This is a genomic window from Pseudoxanthomonas sp. LjRoot127 (genome assembly GCF_964253495.1).
In the GTDB taxonomy this organism is placed as follows: Bacteria; Pseudomonadota; Gammaproteobacteria; order Xanthomonadales; family Xanthomonadaceae; genus Pseudoxanthomonas_A.
In genome coordinates this window covers 2,977,865-2,994,070 of the sequence record NZ_CAXUQR020000001.1, presented here as the reverse complement: position 1 = coordinate 2,994,070, position 16,206 = coordinate 2,977,865, and the positions used below count along the sequence as shown (strand labels likewise).

At 59.8% G+C, this 16,206-nt stretch carries 17 protein-coding genes; 10 read left to right on the top strand and 7 right to left on the bottom strand.

Annotated elements, in window-relative coordinates; translation table 11 throughout:
* From ACSQ19_RS14060 to ACSQ19_RS14050, 3 genes are all read left to right on the top strand, one after another.
* The gene (locus tag ACSQ19_RS14060; RefSeq protein ID WP_435997791.1) at positions 1 to 345 is read left to right on the top strand and encodes an HNH endonuclease; all 345 of its coding nucleotides are present in this window, start codon (positions 1 to 3) and stop codon (positions 343 to 345) included.
* A gap of 186 nt (positions 346 to 531) precedes the next feature.
* Positions 532 to 975: a hypothetical protein gene (locus tag ACSQ19_RS14055; protein ID WP_435997789.1), complete on the top strand. Its 444-nt coding sequence runs from the start codon at positions 532 to 534 to the stop codon at positions 973 to 975.
* A gap of 25 nt (positions 976 to 1,000) precedes the next feature.
* Positions 1,001 to 1,561, top strand: a complete 561-nt coding sequence (locus ACSQ19_RS14050; protein WP_435997787.1) for a hypothetical protein — start codon at positions 1,001 to 1,003, stop codon at positions 1,559 to 1,561.
* Here ACSQ19_RS14050 and ACSQ19_RS14045 read toward each other — a convergent pair whose 3' ends face one another.
* Positions 1,562 to 2,149: a hypothetical protein gene (locus ACSQ19_RS14045; protein ID WP_436040788.1), complete on the bottom strand. Its 588-nt coding sequence runs from the start codon at positions 2,147 to 2,149 to the stop codon at positions 1,562 to 1,564. It lies immediately after the preceding gene.
* A 239-nt stretch (positions 2,150 to 2,388) separates the two neighbouring features.
* Here ACSQ19_RS14045 and ACSQ19_RS14040 point away from each other — a divergent pair, with 239 nt between their 5' ends.
* Genes ACSQ19_RS14040 through ACSQ19_RS14020 form a run of 5 tightly spaced genes read left to right on the top strand, consistent with a single transcriptional unit; the run spans position 2,389 to position 5,403 of the window.
* The gene (locus ACSQ19_RS14040) at positions 2,389 to 2,850 is read left to right on the top strand and encodes a LexA family protein (protein WP_435997783.1); all 462 of its coding nucleotides are present in this window, start codon (positions 2,389 to 2,391) and stop codon (positions 2,848 to 2,850) included.
* Position 2,851: 1 nt separating this feature from the next.
* Complete coding sequence (locus ACSQ19_RS14035; protein WP_435997781.1) at positions 2,852 to 3,253, top strand: hypothetical protein; 402 nt, start codon at positions 2,852 to 2,854, stop codon at positions 3,251 to 3,253.
* Complete coding sequence (locus ACSQ19_RS14030) at positions 3,253 to 3,534, top strand: hypothetical protein (protein ID WP_435997779.1); 282 nt, start codon at positions 3,253 to 3,255, stop codon at positions 3,532 to 3,534. Before ACSQ19_RS14035 ends, ACSQ19_RS14030 begins: the two co-directional genes overlap by 1 nt.
* A 44-nt stretch (positions 3,535 to 3,578) precedes the next feature.
* On the top strand, positions 3,579 to 4,139 hold the full coding sequence (locus tag ACSQ19_RS14025) for a hypothetical protein (protein ID WP_435997777.1): 561 nt from the start codon (positions 3,579 to 3,581) through the stop codon (positions 4,137 to 4,139).
* Position 4,140: 1 nt separating this feature from the next.
* A complete protein-coding gene (locus tag ACSQ19_RS14020) occupies positions 4,141 to 5,403 on the top strand; it encodes a Y-family DNA polymerase (RefSeq protein WP_435997775.1) in 1,263 nt (420 codons plus the stop codon).
* A gap of 23 nt (positions 5,404 to 5,426) precedes the next feature.
* Here the strand turns inward: ACSQ19_RS14020 and ACSQ19_RS14015 are convergent, their stop codons facing one another.
* The 4 genes from ACSQ19_RS14015 to ACSQ19_RS14000 all read right to left on the bottom strand — a co-directional run bounded on the left by ACSQ19_RS14015 (position 5,427) and on the right by ACSQ19_RS14000 (position 10,026).
* The gene (locus ACSQ19_RS14015; RefSeq protein WP_435997773.1) at positions 5,427 to 6,233 is read right to left on the bottom strand and encodes a hypothetical protein; all 807 of its coding nucleotides are present in this window, start codon (positions 6,231 to 6,233) and stop codon (positions 5,427 to 5,429) included.
* 541 nt (positions 6,234 to 6,774) lie between these two features.
* Positions 6,775 to 7,581 carry a hypothetical protein gene (locus ACSQ19_RS14010; RefSeq protein WP_435997771.1) on the bottom strand — a complete coding sequence of 269 codons (807 nt, stop codon included), beginning with the start codon at positions 7,579 to 7,581 and terminating at the stop codon, positions 6,775 to 6,777.
* Positions 7,578 to 9,350 carry an ATP-dependent nuclease gene (locus tag ACSQ19_RS14005; protein WP_435997769.1) on the bottom strand — a complete coding sequence of 591 codons (1,773 nt, stop codon included), beginning with the start codon at positions 9,348 to 9,350 and terminating at the stop codon, positions 7,578 to 7,580. The genes ACSQ19_RS14010 and ACSQ19_RS14005 overlap by 4 nt, the downstream gene beginning before the upstream one ends.
* A 196-nt stretch (positions 9,351 to 9,546) precedes the next feature.
* The gene (locus ACSQ19_RS14000) at positions 9,547 to 10,026 is read right to left on the bottom strand and encodes a JAB domain-containing protein (protein ID WP_435997767.1); all 480 of its coding nucleotides are present in this window, start codon (positions 10,024 to 10,026) and stop codon (positions 9,547 to 9,549) included.
* A gap of 580 nt (positions 10,027 to 10,606) precedes the next feature.
* Between ACSQ19_RS14000 and ACSQ19_RS13995 the strand changes: the two genes are divergently transcribed.
* Positions 10,607 to 10,936: a hypothetical protein gene (locus ACSQ19_RS13995; protein WP_435997766.1), complete on the top strand. Its 330-nt coding sequence runs from the start codon at positions 10,607 to 10,609 to the stop codon at positions 10,934 to 10,936.
* Positions 10,937 to 11,083: 147 nt separating this feature from the next.
* On the opposite strand, the gene ACSQ19_RS13990 is transcribed toward ACSQ19_RS13995, so the two are convergent.
* Together ACSQ19_RS13990 and ACSQ19_RS13985 are read right to left on the bottom strand one after the other, a co-directional pair.
* Entirely contained in the window at positions 11,084 to 11,524 is a 441-nt protein-coding gene (locus tag ACSQ19_RS13990) for a hypothetical protein (RefSeq protein ID WP_435997764.1), read from the bottom strand.
* 52 nt (positions 11,525 to 11,576) lie between these two features.
* The gene (locus ACSQ19_RS13985; protein ID WP_435997762.1) at positions 11,577 to 12,974 is read right to left on the bottom strand and encodes a SidA/IucD/PvdA family monooxygenase; all 1,398 of its coding nucleotides are present in this window, start codon (positions 12,972 to 12,974) and stop codon (positions 11,577 to 11,579) included.
* Positions 12,975 to 13,216: 242 nt separating this feature from the next.
* Between ACSQ19_RS13985 and ACSQ19_RS13980 the strand changes: the two genes are divergently transcribed.
* Positions 13,217 to 16,186, top strand: a complete 2,970-nt coding sequence (locus ACSQ19_RS13980) for a TrlF family AAA-like ATPase (RefSeq protein WP_435997760.1) — start codon at positions 13,217 to 13,219, stop codon at positions 16,184 to 16,186.
* The last annotated feature ends 20 nt before the right edge of the window (positions 16,187 to 16,206 follow it).

Below are 16,206 nucleotides of genomic sequence, written 5' to 3'. Positions count from 1 at the left end.
ATGCCCAAACTCCAACGCCTAAGAACCGATGCATTCCACGCCCAGAAGGGCCGCTGCTGTTACTGCAGCCTGCCGATGTGGAACGCCTCCCCCGATGAACTGAAACCCTACGGCCTGCCAGCGCGCACGGCGACGCCGCTGCGCTGCACCGCCGAACACTTGGTGGCCCAGCAGGACGGCGGTAAGGATGTGGCCGGGAACATCGCCGCGGCCTGCTGGCTCTGCAACTCACGGCGGCACAAACGGAAGTCCCCACCCTCTCCAGAGGACTACCGCGCCTTCGTGCAGAAGCGTATGGCGAAAGGGAAGTGGCACCCGCCAGGGGTGGCTAAGCTGCGACGCTGATAGGCTCTCAGACACCGCAATGAAGAACGAAGGGTGAGTGGCAGCTCTTCCTTCGTTGCCGCTTCGTATTCAAGCGTGCGATCTGACTAAACTGAAGAACTGCGTGGGCTACCCGACAGCTTTTTAATCTCCTGCCCCCCTTGCGCGTCTCCGCTATCGCGGTAAACCAGAAGAAAAGGACGACGCATGGCCAACACCGACTTGCTCGCTGCAATCCAACAGCGCAACCCCGCCCAGGTGGCCGCGGCGATCAGATGCGGGGCCCAACCCAACGCGCACGACGCCCGTGGTTACTCGCCGTTCCAAGTCGCCCTGCTTACCGCTGACGCACCGACCATTCGGGCGTTGCTGGACAACGGGGCTGATCCGTTGGTGCGCACGAACCTGGCCCAGGGCCGGAACATGGGTGCCAAGACGTTGGTGGCGTATCGCCATGGTCGGGCGCATGCCCACCCACCGGGCAGCCAGGGGCGGGATGCCGAGTTTGCCGTGTGCGAAGCACTGGACCGCCTTCTGGATGAGCGCGGCGCGCTGCCACACCTGGACGACACCCACTGGTGGATGAAAGGGGTTGAGGACGCGGCCGAAATCGCTGCCCGGCAGGGGCGTCCGTGGAAGGCCGCTGGATAGCGGGTGGCTGGACTAAGATGGGTCTATGCCAGTCTCCGCGGTCAAAGCCTATCGACTCCTCAAGGCATTCGGAATGCTTGAGTTCCGGCTCAAGCAAACTGGCGAGTTCTTCCAGACCAAACAACCCAGGCCACCCATTTGGAAGGAGTTCAAGATCGGCTCGCTACAGATCGATGTGCGCCGACGACGCGCTGCGGCACCTGCCCCTGTTTTAGTTGTGGACGTGGACTGGAGCAAGGTGGATCGCGCCGTTGCTCGCATGGGTGCTGCCTTCGTGGCCCTTGTCCCGCCTACTGCGCGGGCAAAGCTGCTAGCTCCTCCGCGGAATGGCCCGAAGAAGGAGCGAATCGCGTTTAACCAAATGCAGCGCCCCAAGGCGGTGTATCAGCCTGTCAACTTGCCGCCGAACGATGCAAAAGCCTTGGTCGTAGCCATGCGCCGCGTGCGCAACAACCTCTTTCACGGGGGCAAGGAAGACCCTCTGGAAGAGACGTATCCGGGTGAAGACAACGATTGGGCCACCGCCGCGGCGGCAGTAGCCCAAGTGCTGCTCGATCTCCTGGACCAGAACCGACTGAGGCTGTGATCAGAACGGGTTCTTCGTCGCCTCAACCGTGTAAATGCTGATGCTGGCGAGAACCTTTCTATCCTGGTTGTATCGGCGCGAAAGGCAGCCATCCAACACGTAGGTGCCCACTCGTGCGCGCACTTCCTTGTCGCCCTGCACCTCGCTCCAAGCCGAATAGTTGGATCCGCTGCGGACCTCTTCAGAGCCGCCACCATAGGTCGGGCACCGCTCAACCCGGGTTGAATCCTCCAGTTTGGCCGGCCCGAACTTCTCTTCAATCTGAACGGCTACCCGGGTAGCCAGCCTCTCGTTGTCCCCCATGTTGATATAGAGGCTCGTGAGCTTGCCGTCGATGAACGTCAGCGATGCTTCAAGTGGCTCGGTTTGCCATGGCGTTTGAAGGGTGGTGCTGAAACGTTCTTCTCCCGGCTTCAGCTCAACCGGCTTGTTCCCGGGGCTCTTGTAGGGTCCCAGTGGCGTAGCGAGGTATACGCCATCCTTAGGCAACGCCTCCACTTGCGCTGGTGTGAGACCCAACTGGAGCGATCCAATCCCGGTGGGACCTTTTGCCCACGCAGGGCTGCTCACGAGCAGCGCAGCAGCCACCAGCCAATGACGAACCCCCATAAGACCCCCTGTTGTATGGATGCGGAAAGTCTAAGCGAGTCCGCGCGTGGAACCGATCCCACGCACCGCTCCTCGGTTTCACGAACCCACCCACCCTCGCAGTGACAAGGGGTTGCGCCCGTTCAGCGAAATACTAATTGGCGGCTCCCCGAGCGTCGGTCTAGCCTGTCTCCCCGGTGCGTCTCACCGGGTGATTCTGACTTGTAGAGACTTCCGCCATGCTCAACGCCTCGCTTCCGCCCGGTTACCTGGGCGCCGCCAACCTCCATGCGACGCCCCTACCGCTGCTCTTGCTGCCGGTGCGCGCCACGTGTGGCTTCCCCTCCCCTGCAGAAGACTTCTACGGCTCGCAGGACGTGCTGGACATCAACCAGCGCGTGGTGCGAAATCCAGTGGCCACGTTCTACGTCGAGGCAGACACGGGCACCTCGATGATCGAGTTCGGGATCTTCCCGGGCGACACCCTGGTGGTTGATCGCTCCCTCACCGCCCGACATGGGGACATCGTCATGGTGTGTTGGGAAGGCGGTTTTACGGTCAAGCAATTGCGGCTGCGCGCAGGCCGCTACGAGCTCCACTCTGGCAATCCTACCAACGCCCCCATCCTCGTTCCGGAGGACATGGAGCTGGACGTGTGGGGCGTGGTGACCTGGTCCTTCCGCAAACAGTTGAGGCGCTGACATGGACGATGCAAGCCCCTGGAGCAAGCTCAAACCGATGGAAGGCCCGCGCTGGCCGATCCGGTGTGGCCATGTCTTCACCGCCGAGGATCTGGTGCGCCTGCGCGAGGGCCTCTGGCCGCGCGACATGGACGACCGGTGGGCGGTGTGGCTGGACGGCGCAACGCTGCGCTGCTGGCGTTCGTGGACCGGCACCTGCATCTATGAAAGTCAGGTGACCTTGGCCGAGGACGGCACAGGCGTGGCCGTGGTCGTGGACGTGCTCGACGACGGGGACACCTACCGGCGGGCCGCCAACGATGAGGGCGAACTGGAACGCTTTGAGGGCGTTCTCTCTCAGGTGCGGCGTCGCGAAAGCGAGACCGACGCACTGGCTGGGGTGTCGATCATCCAGGAGGCGTGATGCGCCAGCGCATCGAGCTCTGGAAACGCGTCTTCGACACCGACGACAACGCCATTTCCAAGGCGTTGTCCAAGCTGACGTGGGATCTGGGCGCGTTCTCCTGCGTGGTGGAAATGGTGCGCCAAGCCCCGATGCCGACGACGGCAAGCGGCTCAATGGCATGGTGCTGGAAATGCTCGTTTCGGGCTTCTGGAGCACCACCATGCAAGGCGTTCGGCGACTGGCCGAGCGCGAAACCATCCACGGCCAACGTGGAGTGTGCTCCCTGGGTGGGCTATTGATGGACGCAAGAGCGGTTCGGCAGCGCGTCACCCGCCGGGTGTTCGTGGAAGACATCGCTGGCCTGGAATACAACTACGCAGCCACGGAAGATCGGTATTGGCGGTTCCTGCGCGCCCAAGCGCCTGGCCAAGCCCACTGGGTGCCTCGCGAGTATCACTACGAACCGTCCGTCCAACGGCATGCAGTGTTCGACTGGCTGAGCAGAACCACTCCCGCAACGTCAACCCCAGATGATCTGATTCGGAAAGACGTGTTCGACACACTGGAGCGGCGCCTGGCGCAACTCGATGGAGTGATGGAGCACGTCAACGTTGAGATCGCACATGCGGCCACAGAGTTCAGCCGCACCGGCCGCGTGCTCCAGCAATGGAACCTGGACGACGCCAAAGGCGCCATCAAGGAACTCGCTCAGATCGCCCAGTTGGTGGGCGAGTGGTTCTGCTTCAGTGGCATTGGCACCGTCCTCCCCCATCCGCAGTTCGACCAGTTCGCGCACCTGGATCAGCCCCTCTTCGCCGGTGACAGGCGGCAGCTCCAAGCGACATGGGACGGCTTGGAGCAAGAAATCAGTCAGTGGCACAACGTGGACCCGAGGACCCTTTGACATGTTCGGCTTGGTGGATGGAAACAACTTCTACGCAAGTTGCGAGCGGGTGTTCAACCCTGCGCTGCGGGGCCAGCCGGTGTGCATCTTGTCTAACAACGACGGTTGCGCGATCGCCCGCAGCCAGGAGTGCAAGGACCTGGGCGTGAAGATGGGCCAGCCCATCCACGAGGTGCCGCCCCACATCCGCCGCCAACTGCGAATCTTCTCGGCGAACTTCGGCCTCTACGGGGACCTTTCAGGCCGGGTGGTGTCGGTGCTGCGCGAGTGGTTTCCCCGCGTGGAGGTCTACTCCATCGACGAATCGTTCGTGACCTTCGACGGCGTGCCGGAAGAGCAACGCGAGGCGATAGCCCGCCAGGCGCGTTCCCAGATCCTCCAGTGGGTGGGCATTCCGTGTTGCGTGGGCATCGGTCCCACGAAGACCTTGGCCAAGCTGGCCAACAAGCTGGCTAAGAAAACCATGCCCGGGGTGGTCACTGCCCTGCCCGGTTCGCCCGAGCTCGAAACCTATCCGGTCGAAGATGTGTGGGGCGTGGGGCGCAAGGTCACGGCCAAGCTGGGCGCCGAAGGCATCCTCACCGCGGCCGACCTGGCCAGAGCCGATCCCGACACCCTGCGGTCCCGTTACGGGGTCACCCTGGCGCGCACCCAGCGGGAGTTGCAGGGGGTGGTGTGCAGCGACCTGGAGGAAGTGGAGCCGGAACGGCAGCAGGTCGTGGTGTCCCGGTCATTCGGCCAAGAGGTCACTTCACTTGAAGACCTTCAGCAAGCCGTGTCCACGTTCGCCCAGAGGGCGTGCGAAAAGCTGCGGTCGCGCTCGCTGCAGGCCAGTGGGGTGTGGGTGTGGCTCAACACCAACCCCTTCAAGCCCGGCGCATCGCAGTATCACCCCAGCAAGGCGTTCAACTTCATCGCGCCCACGAGTGACACGCGCGAAGTGCTGCTGGTGGCCCAAGGGTTGGCCAGGGCAATGTGGAAGACCGGCTACCGCTACAAGAAAGTCGGCGTGGGGTTGCTCGACCTCACGCACGGCGACGTCCATCAAGGCGACCTGTTCGCCGGCATCGACCCCCGGTCGCAAGCACTCATGAAAGTCATGGACCAGGCCAACGCGAAGTTCGGCCGGGGCACGATGGGAATGGCGTCGTCGGCCTGGCGATCGAAGGGGCCAGCGCTGGCCAAGCCCGTGTGGGCGATGAACCAGAAAAACTTGTCACCGGCTTACACCACCCGGTGGGATCAGCTGGTGCGAGCCAGATGACCTGTCGGCGCGCGGCCTCGGAGCTAAGCCGCCACTGCGGGGAAACGCTCTGCGTGGTCGGGATACAGATCTACCATGAAGAACTCTCGGCGAAATCCTTCGAAGATTGCGGGGTCGCGGATCATGGCCTCAATCTGAGCTTGTGACCAAACCGCACCATACGCGGCAGCGCGGGCTCGCAGACGTTCCGCCTGCTGCTGAACAGCCTCCTGCGTGAGGTGGCGCTCTGCGTAGCCTTCCACTATCAGTCGATAAATGGTTTGCGCGCTCAGCTGCCAGAATTCCTGCCCCGCATGGCTTGCGCGGAGGGCGTCCATCGCACGCTCTGACGATCGCGTCATGAGCAGTGCTTGATAGAACGCAGACAGAGCCGCTTCCAGGTCACCTGCGGATATCTGTCGCTTTGGAGCCAGGAATGCCCAGAAAGGCGCGCGATGCTCGGCGCGAACTAAACCCGCGATCGCGCCGCCATGGCACGCTGCGACCACCACAATGAGGTTCAAGCGGGTGGCCACATTGAGGGCGACGAAAGCCGGCTTCACCCCGTCCCACGTCAATCCCGATCCATCTGCGAACTCGAGCCCTTCTTCCCGACCGTGGCACTCGATGTGCAGCAATGGAACGTAGGTATCCCTAGCCGCTCGATGAGCCATCTGGTCCAACAAATCAAGGAACGCTCCACTGGAAGGGATGCGAACGCTGACAATGTGCGGAACGCCGCCTATCGCTTGCGCCCAGTCACGAGCATCAGCGAAAAGGCGAGCAGCGGTATTGAGCTGACCATCCGGGAGCGAATCCACGATGAGAATCTGATTGAAAATGGCTGTCATCGACGCCTCCCCAGCCCCGGGCTCCCGCCCTGCACCACTGGACTGCCTCCCCGCCGTCGTTTTCCGTCGTCGGGCCCCAACGCCCGCTCCAACCGTTGAAGCGCGGTCCTGGGCGGAGGCCTGGGCGGGTCAACGGGTGGCAGCTTTGCGATGGCCGCGCGCGTCATCTTCGCCGCAGGCCTGGGTTTGGTCTTGGACGACTTGGCCTTCTCAGGTGCCTTCTTACGCAACGGCCGCGGAACCAGAGTGGCAGGTGGGTCATCCAATCTGCCGAGCCTTGCCGCGACCATCTTCAACTTCGCGGGAGTGTTCGCCTTGCTGAGGAACTGACGCGCTTTGCGTTCCGCATACGCCCGGGACCACCGCATTCGGGACATGCCCTCCTGCGTAATCTGCTCCAGGAAGACGTCCTGAGCAGCGGTCAGGACGATAGGGCCAGCAGGAGCAGCCTTCTTCTTCGCACGCTTCTTCGCAGGCTTAGGTTTCGTCCCTTTCTTCATCGTGTTTCTAGGGGGCGCCTGCCTATGCACTACCCCTGACGTCATTGCTCGGGCCTCAAGGCGAGCGCTTTCGAAGCAGGGGATGTCTGCTGGGAAGCAAGGTCCTTGTTCCAAGCTTTCTCGAACTCGTCCGGAACATCCAACACCGCATCCTCGTCAAACCTCACAGTCGATGGCAACTCACGCCAGAACAACTCAATGGCCGCAGCGAACTGTTCGACCTGATCGTCGGTCACTTCCAGGTCGGTGTCGTCGATGAAGCTCCAAACGTGAGCACTCACTCGCAAGAATTCAGGGTAGCGCTGGCGGAGCTCATCCAACGACCGCCCCTCACCATGCTTGAAAACGTTGACGACCAATCGCATGGCTTCGATGCGTGGATAGCAGGCCAAACCGGATAGGTCCAGCCCGATTGCGGCAAGCAGCCGTTCCAGCTTGGTGCTGTCCAGCTTCCAGAGTGCGCGACGGGTGTGATCACCGATCACCAACCGCGGCCACCTGAACTCCCGGACCAGGAAACGCCGAAAAGTCTTGTCCCAGTGGTGATACATGCCCGCTACCACGCTCAGGCGCGTCCGGTCATGCATGTCGCTCAGCAACTGGTAGAGCTCCACGCCGTGGTCGCGAGCGGCCTCCGCAAGATCCCCTGGGTCGTCCCACTCCGGATTAAAGGACTGGCCACTGCGCTCCCAGTGCTCGGCTTCAGCTTGCTCGGCCTCTGCCTCTATGTTGGCAAACTGGGACAGCAGCCGACTCTTCGTCTGCTCAACGTAGAAACGATGCTCGGAAAGACGGAGCTCGCGCTCCGCGTCCGTCAGCAGATACGCATTCCACTTTCGGCCACTCACGCAGATTTTACCTCAGCGGGAACAGCGCCCATCCATTCGACCAAGGAACGAATGCCTTCAGCATCCGCGCAGATATCTTCCAGTGGCTCGCTCTCCAGACGGACCTGTAACGATAGCCAAGCGTGCTCCGATTTTTCCGACAGGCCGAGATGGGGCTCAATGGCTCCCGCACTCCAAAGCCAAACGTTCTGATCGCGCAACTTCCTGACCAGTTCCGCAATGTGGACCCTCGCCTCATCATCGGCCGCGAGCAGCTCGAACGCCTTCGAAGCCGAACCTTGGACACCCTTACGCGGCAAGCCACCTTCTAGAGAAATCATTCCATCCCCAGCCATCCGCGCAAGGACCGTCTTACATGCGGCGATGTCGGGATCATCTCCTTTTAAGAAGCCATGCTTGATGGCATGGCGGAATGCGAAGTCGAGATCGACGACTGCGCACGATGGCAGACCAATTCCAGACAGGACTTCCATTGACTTCTTTGTATCCGCAACCCCAGTCATCGCAACGATTGCGAGGGAGGATTGCCCCATGGTCTTGCCCGTGACGACGTGGAAGATGGACGGCAACAGGCGAAGTTCCGTTTTCCCTTCCGTGAGCACGACCTTGTCGGCAAACAATATCTGGGAAGAGTTCGTGAGACTGAAGAGTTGATGGAGCTGGTGGGTCGGATTTCCCACCAACTGCTCCACCACCAGTTGCATGCGGGGACGTGCCCTGGTGCCCTCAATGTGATTCTTCGTCATCAGAAGAGCGTTCTTCGCGTCCTTGGCGAGAATCATCTGTGCCGAGTGGGTTGAGAACACCACCTGATACCCCGCATCCGACAGCGAACGAAGAGCCTCACGCACCTGCTCTACTGCGAAGGGGTGCATGAACAACTCGGGCTCATCCACCAAGAGCAAGGTGACGCCACCAGCCGCCGCTTCTCCTCGCTTCAGGTCTGCCAGGTGCCGCACCATTGCCATCTGGATGGCGCGTTGCGCGCCGTGCCCGTATGATCCGAAGGCACGCCCTCGTCCCTCCCCTTCGTAAACCTTGACCGTGCCGGCCTTGATCAGGTCGTTGAATACAGGCGCCGGGAAGTCGAGCTTGATGCGGATTCCGGGGAACAGGTCCGAGATCTTGCGGTTGATCGATTCATCGATGCGACCCAGCTCTTCGAAACGTTCGCCACCCTCAGCAGAAATCATTCCCAAGATGGCCGCTAGGTGAGGGGTCAACGCCTGTTCGTGCTGCTCCTGGATGGCCGCAAGCATCGAGGCTAACAGCTTGCCAATCGTGGTGGTCGTCTTGGCCTTGCTAGCGTCCTCTTCCGCGTTCTCCATGGCCCCAATTCGGATCGGGTCCGGGAAAAGCGCTGAAATGGCGTTGTCGATCCCGGTGGGGTTAGGGTCCCATTCGCCGGTGTCGGGATTCATCACGGTAAGTTCGGTATCGCCACCCGGCACCTGCTGTTCGCGACGCAATACAAGCACACCGTCGCGCACATGCCCTTCGATCTTCTTACGGTGCTTCTGCTCCAGGATGTCCAGATCCGCTTCGGTGATACCGCGCAGGGTTCCCATCACCTGCACCGGCTGGGTGGGGTCGTGGAAGTCTTCCGTCCCCAGCTTCACCTTGCGAACCAACCACTGGAGAGCCGTGAGGCAATTACTCTTCCCGCAGTTGTTCAAGCCAACCAGCGGTGTGAAGAACGTCAACTGCAGGCTGGTTGCCACGCACGACCGAAAGTTCCTGATGTCCAAGTCAGAGATGTAGACAGCCATTCCTTTGCCTCCGTTTGGGGAGTCGTGCACGTGCTACGCACCTGCCTCCGGCCCCCAAACCGGTTGTGCAGACCGTGATCGACTTCACCCCTGATCACGCAGCGTTAGTATCTTGGCCCCATGCAACGGCGTGCAATTCATTTTCTTTGTAAATGAATTTACCCGCCTGCCCAAATGGTAGCACCGCGCGAGGGGCCTAGACCCACCCCCTCGCTGCCAGGGAGACGTGCTGCCGACCGCCGATGACGAGATGGTCAAGAACCCGAATGTCGAGCACAGAGAGTGCCTGCTTCAGACGGTCCGTGATCAGTCGGTCCGCTTGGCTGGGCTCGGGGTTTCCGCTTGGATGGTTGTGAAACAGGACCGTCGCCGCTGCGTTGAGCTCCAGCGCACGCTTGGCAACCACGCGAGGATGGACTTCGCAGGCATCAAGGGTGCCGAAGAATAGGTGCTCCGTGCTCAGGATCCGATGGCGAGTGTCCAGGAAGATGACACCGAAGACTTCGTGAGCCAGGTGAGCACATCGGGCAACCAGGTAATCGCCCGCCTGCGCGGGTTCAGTGATGCTGCCCTGACGGCGGAGCCGCTGCTCCAGGATGTCTGCGGCTGCCCGGAGGACGTCCTCGGCGGTCATCTGCAGGGAGTAGTGCGCATTCGAGTCGTTGGTGTGCTTCATCAGTTCTTCTCACCGGCGCGTCGTGCGCCTCGTGGGAACCGAACAGCGAAGCGCCAGGCCATACCGCACCCGGGAGTGAGCACCGCGGCAGCGGCGCGCAGCAAAGGGCCGCAACAGAGCAGAAGCGCCGTGGAGGAGGCTTGTCCTTGAGGTGGGGACAGCGAAGCCAGGATTCCATTCAAGAGGCCTGCGTCGGGCAGAACGAACAGCAGGATCTGCGCTGGAAGACAGTCCTATGTCATGACAGGCGAAACAAGCCGGCGGGCACATTTGAGAGTTTGATGAGCGCCTCCGCTTCAACCCACCTGTCCCCGGCACCGGGAATCACCTCGATCGGAATTGCCTTCGTTACAGGTCTGGCAGGTTGGAGGCATGGATCTCAACATAGAGAGCACCCTTCCGAGATTCAACGCCGCCCAACCAAAAAATCTCGAACTCAAATGACTTCGGAGTGGAGCGATGCCTCCACTGCTGACAGGTCAACTCTGCATGGGGCCTTGGATGTTCTGGTCGCGTGCCCGATACCCAGTAGAAAGCATCGGGCTCGCGTTGCATAGGCAGTATGGGGTGCCGAAATTCCATGAACTGGGAACCAAGTCCTCCAAAGCCAAGACCGGCTATTGAAAGCGACGCAATACGCTCGATCGCGTCGAAGTCTTTACCTTCCTCCAGTGTCCCCTCGGCGGACTTGGTGGCTTGGAAGCTCAATCCTCGAATCCCGCAACCCAACTTCAAGCTGTTTTACACCCTAGGGCCAGCGATGAAACCGGCCAAACCTATGCCACTGGGCGCCATCCATCCCAGCATGCGCAACTGGGTGGCGCTGGACCTGCTGTTGGGCGGAAAAGCGATCGACTACAAAGATGCCATCAACCGTATGCGTGAGCGCGTCAAACAGCAGGGCGGTTGAAACTAAGCCCCATACTGGGGCTTAGTTCTTAGACAAATAGGGGACAGAACTACTCTGCCACTAGGCGTGGAGTAGCTTCACCCAACACGCAGGCGAATCCCAGCTCAGGGTGCCCGGCTATTCGAACCGGCAATTCGGATAGAGACGCTACGCCTTCGCCAATCGCTTCTTAGCGATCTTCTTGACGGGCTTCTGAGCGGCAACCTTCTCCGCAGCGGCCTTCTTCATAGCGGCGCCCCGCACCATGCTCACCGCTCGCAAGAGCTTCTGCTGACGGCGAGCCTTATGGGAAAGACCTGCGGGGGATGGAGTCCGAGCCTTCACCTGAACACTGGAGCCATCACCACTTGCGGGGATGAGATTTGCTACTCGAGCCGCCTTTAGAACACCTGTGGGTATCGAGTTAGACAGCTTCGAAGACACTGGCGCCTGTAGCGCTTTCTCAAGTTCTGCTTTGGCGCCAGCAAGCACGTATCGCCGAATTAGATCGTTCTTGCTTACAGCAAGATTAAATGCCTGTTCTCGCAGGAAATTGTCGATCTCTGGCTCCAGATAGACCGAGCGCAACACGTAGTTCGTTGCTGACATGACGAGACCCTCACCAAATACAGACATGTATACGTATATGCCTGTCACGGCGTTATGTCAAATATCGCCCCAATACCCGATCAGACATTGCACCTAGGGACATGAGACTGCCGAGCCCCGGACCCCATTTATCGGCCAACATCGGTGCATGAAGCGGCGGAAAGCGCCAACGACCACCTCGCCAGTCGAGATGCTCCGTCATCCGACTCTTCATGGCCTGTTTACTCTTCAAGGTAGTAGGCATACCCGCACCAGCCGGGAGCCAGTCGGCGAAATACCAAGGGTCAAATCCGGTCGCATCCACCGCAATACTGGCCCGCACGATGTTCGACTTCACCGCGTCGGGAACTAGGATCTGTAACTCATCCTTGAGAACTTCTATCTGTGTTGCTCTGCCATCAACGACTTGCAAACCTTTTAGCTTCTCCAGATCGGCGACCACATTATTCCAGACCACGCCTCGGTTAACCCGATCAAAGAAGTCGCGCTTACTCTTGTCGCTTAGCGCTTGCCACAAACTTGCATCACCAAAGAGACGGCTTTCGAACCAGTTGTCTGTGCGTGTATAGATGGTAGCCTGGTCGGTAACAAGTGTGACCACTGTTTCGCTGTAGCCGTTCCTGGCCAGCCACGCCAACATTGCAGCGCCCGTTCCTCCACCACCCAAGATCGCAACGGTAGCCCCAGGCTTATCTAGTGCCTTCTTGATCTCGCCTCTACGCTTCCAAAAGTCGATGCCATCAAAGATTCTTCGGTGCGATGACGGCCTTATCAGCTTGGATTTGACCGGACCAGGACCTGTGGCAATCACTCCATCAAATTCATCTAGCTCGATTGTCCGGCCGTTCTTACTCTTGGCTTTCACCTCCCACTTCCCGCCCCCAACTCCCAGCCCAGTCACCGTTGCTTTGAGTAAGTGGGCGTCTGTTCTCTCAAATGCCCAATAGAGATATCTCGCAAATTCCCTGTGCTCCGGAGGCTTTCTACCTGAGTCAACCCATTCGCGATAGCGTCCATGGCTCGTCAAGAATGCCGACCAAGAGAAGCGAGCTTGTAACTCGGCGTCAATCAGAGAGCCTGTTCGACTGAGGTCATCATCATCAATGTCCACGCTCTGACCGTCTACACTCAGCTGCGCATTGGCGATGCTCTCTGACGGCAAATCCTGCTTCGCTAAAGCTTCGATCCTGTAGGCAAGCCCCGATGTATATGGAAAGCCAAGATCGCGCTCAATCAAAGTGCAGAGCTGTTGATCACCGTCCGTATAACCGGCCTTTCCGCCGCTCCAGTTGGCTCCAATTTGGTCGCGCTCGAAGACCACGACCTCAAAGCTCACCGGCGCAACTCCGCCAAATCTCGTTCGATTGAGGACGCTGGCCTTAGCGGCGATCGCAACCGCCTTAGGCCCTCCCCCGATAATCGCCAGACGAACTTCCCTGCTTCCAGTCATCCGCCACTCCTTGATCCCCAGTGCACCAGCGCCCATTGAGCCACTTGGTAAACACTATCATCCTAGATATGCCCCCAAATCGGCAATTCTTCGGAAGCTACTCGTCTTGAAGGTATAGGAGGCTCAGCGCCCTCCGCACAGAGGGCGGATCTGTCGGCCCATGAAGCTGGTTGAAAATGGACGAACTTAGGAACAGGCTATAAGAGCAAGGACTTTGCAGCCTGCGGCAAGGGGAGCTATACATGGAGCGCGGTTCCGAATGGAGGCGTTGGGAGCCTCACGTGCACGCACCGGGCACGGTGTTGAACGACCAGTTCGGCCCCAACGCTTGGGACGACTACCTAAGGCGTCTGGAAGACGCCAGCCCTGCGATTCAAGCGCTGGGCGTGACGGATTACTACCTGCTGGACAGCTACGAAGCCGTGCTGTTCCACCGTTCGAAAGGTCGCCTGCAGAACATCGGTCTCGTGTTTCCAAACATCGAAGTGCGTTTGGACGTAGCGGCCAAGACCGGGTTCGTCAACGCTCATTTGCTAGTCAATCCCACCTCATCCGACCACCTCGAAGAGATTAAGCGCTTCTTGGGCCGACTGGACTTCGCGGCCTATGGAGATCGCTTTAACTGCAGTCGGGATGACCTGATACGCCTTGGGCGGCGTGCCGAGCCCTCCCTTGTCGACGAAAACGCGGCCCTCCGCCACGGCGTGACTCAGGTGAAAGTTAGCTTCGATAGGCTTAAGCAGGCCTACAAGGACAGCGACTGGGCCCAACAAAATATTCTGATCGCCGTGGCCGGCGCCTCAGGCGATGGAACCAGTGGCCTCAATCAAGCGTCTGACAAAACCATACGTCGCGAAATCGAAAAGTTCGCCCACATCATATTCTCGAGCAGCCCCGCCCAACGCGAGTTCTGGCTGGGTCAAAGGGCCGTTGGTAAAGACGAGATCATCGCTACCTACGGGGCTTGCAAGCCGTGCCTCCACGGCAGCGATGCCCACGCCCTCAACGACGTGGGCCAGCCCGCGGGTAGCCGCTACTCCTGGATAAAAGGGGCGTCAGATTTCGATGCCCTTCGCCAGGCTTGTATAAACCCCGATGGCCGAGCTTACGTGGGCGAAGAGCCGCCCCGCTCTGCCATGCCGTCCCATGTCATCTCCCATGTCAGCATCAAGGGCACGGAGTGCTTCCAGACTCCCGAGATTCCCTTAAACAGTGGCTTGGTCGCTATCGTTGGTGCCCGCGGCTCCGGTAAGACCGCCTTGGCCGATATCATTGCTGCCGGTTGTGACGCTATTCCGATCGCCGGCTGGGATGCAGACGAGAACTCCAGTGCCTCTTTCCTAGTGCGAGCTCGGGGTCTGCTCGGAGATGCCAGGACCACTTTGAGCTGGGGCGGCGGCGCGATAGAAACCCGCCCCCTGACGTATCAAGATGGCGCGAACGGAGTGACGTTTTCAAAGGCACGCTACCTGTCGCAGCAGTTCGTCGAAGAACTTTGTTCCTCCGCGGGTGCATCGGACGGGTTGGTCCGTGAGATCGAGCGGGTAGTTTTTCAGTCCCATGAGCCGAGCCAAACGGATTTCGCCAGCGACTTCGAAGAGTTGCGGGATCAATGGACCATCCACCTCAAGCAAGCCCGTCAGCGTGAGGAACTGGCAATCGCCCAGCTTTCTGACACGATCAGCGTCGAACTGGAAAAGGAGGCACTGCTCCCAACCCTCAGCACCAGTGTTCAACAGAAGCGTCAGGTCATCGAGGGCTATCTTGTCGATAGAAGCAAGCTGACGCTAAAGGGAACACAAGAGCAAGTGGATCGCCATACTGCGCTGGGTGCCGTAGCCCAAGCGCTCCGAACGAAGGTCCAAAACTTCAGCAATCAGCGCCGGACATTCCTATCGCTACAGAGCGAGGTGGAAGCCACCCGAACATCGGGCGCGCCTGAATTATTGCGTCAGTTGCGTGCCCGTCACGTGGCCAGCGGTTTGGACGAGAACCAATGGCAAGCGTTCTTGTTGGTCCACAAGGGAAGCGTCGACCAAGATTTGCAGAGCTACGTTTCCTGGGCGGACACGGAAATTGCCAAGATCAAGGGCGTCGCCCCACCTCCGCGAGAACCAAACAAGCCTTACATCGAGGCCGATACCAACCTTGCTACCGTATCTTTGGCTGTGATCGACGCCGAGATGGCCCGCCTCGCCGCTTTCTTCAGTGCGGATCAGGTAACGCAGAAGAACTTCACCGCGTTGTCCGATCGCATCAACAAGGAACAAACCGCCCTAACCAACCTGGAACAGCGGCTCATCGATGCGCAGGGAGCATCGGAACGCCGACGGGCCTTGCAGACCGATCGCGAGGCGGCTTACGAACGCGCGTTCCAAGCGATCATCGATGAGCAGGCTGCATTGGAGCAGCTTTACGCTCCGTTGCTGGCCAAGCTCGCCTCTTCATCTGGAACCCTGGGAAAGTTGGGCTTCTCAGTCAGACGCATCGCAGACGTAGAAGCATGGGCCAAGGAGGCCGAGGAACATCTCTTAGATCGCCGCAAGTCGGGAGCCTTCTACGGCGTAGGAGGGTTTACTGCGGTGGCCAAAGCGGCGTTCCTGACGGTATGGGAAAAGGGCACAGCCGCTGACATTCGGGCCGCGATGTCGGCGTTTCTCAGCAATCATTTAAAAGTGCTTCTCTCTCACGCAACGTTCCCCAAAGAACAGCAAGACGAATATCGGGCATGGTTGAAGCGGCTTGCGAGATGGCTCTACAGCACGGAACACATGCGCGTCCGTTACGAGATCACTTATGACGGCGTTGATATTCGGAAGCTTTCTCCAGGCACACGTGGAATCGTCCTGCTCTTGCTATATCTGGCTCTGGACGAAGCAGACGATCGTCCGCTCATCATCGACCAACCCGAAGAGAACCTAGATCCAAAATCAGTCTTTGACGAACTGGTCTCGCTGTTCGTGCTTGCCAAGTCCAACCGGCAGGTCATCATGGTGACTCACAATGCGAACCTCGTAATCAACACGGACGCAGACCAAGTTATTATCGCGGACTCCACCCACGATGGCTCGAGTGGGCTTCCCAAGATTTCCTATCAGTCCGGCGGGCTTGAGTCTGCTGCTATCCGGAAGGCGGTTTGCGACATTCTGGAGGGAGGCGAGTCTGCCTTTAAGGAACGGGCGCGCCGCTTGAGGGTTCGGCTGGAGCGCTGACTCGGCCGGATTTGGCGTCC